Annotated in this window: 1 protein-coding gene; it reads right to left on the bottom strand. The window is 66.8% G+C overall.

Features of this window, described 5'->3' with window-relative positions; translation table 11 throughout:
- Positions 1–624: urocanate hydratase (gene hutU, locus PNI01S_RS28135; protein WP_501193805.1), on the bottom strand; the 624-nt coding region annotated here is incomplete at both ends.

The following is a 624-nucleotide window of genomic DNA, read 5'->3' as shown; positions in this document are numbered from 1 at the left end:
CCGCGGCGTTGCCCAGCAGGGCGATGGAGATGGCCTTGCCTTCGGCGGTGTACTGGGCGATGCGCGCCAGGGCGTCGTCGAGGTCCTTGGCCTGCTCGTCGACGTAGCGGCTGGCGAGGCGGAAGTCGATGCGGCTCTGCTGGCATTCGATGTTCAGCGAGCAGGCGCCGGCCAGGGTCGCGGCCAGCGGCTGGGCGCCGCCCATGCCGCCGAGACCGGCGGTGAGCACCCACTTGCCTTTCAGGTTGCCGTCGTAATGCTGGCGGCCGGCTTCGACGAAGGTTTCGTAGGTGCCCTGGACGATGCCCTGGCTGCCGATATAGATCCACGAGCCGGCGGTCATCTGGCCGTACATGGCCAGGCCCTTGGCATCGAGCTCGTTGAAGTGCTCCCAGTTGGCCCAGTGCGGCACCAGGTTGGAGTTGGCGATCAGCACGCGCGGGGCATTGGCGTGGGTCTTGAAGACGCCGACCGGCTTGCCGGACTGAACCAGCAGGGTCTCGTCTTCATTCAGCTCTTTCAGGGTGGCGACGATCTTGTCGTAGCACTCCCAGTTGCGCGCGGCGCGACCGATGCCGCCGTACACCACCAGCTCCTTGGGGTTCTCGGCGACTTCCGGGTCGA

Origin of the sequence: Pseudomonas nitroreducens NBRC 12694 (genome assembly GCF_002091755.1) — a bacterium.
Lineage (GTDB): Bacteria > Pseudomonadota > Gammaproteobacteria > Pseudomonadales > Pseudomonadaceae > Pseudomonas > Pseudomonas nitroreducens.
The sequence above is the reverse complement of the archived record's forward strand: the minus strand, read 5'-3'. Positions and strand labels throughout refer to the sequence as shown.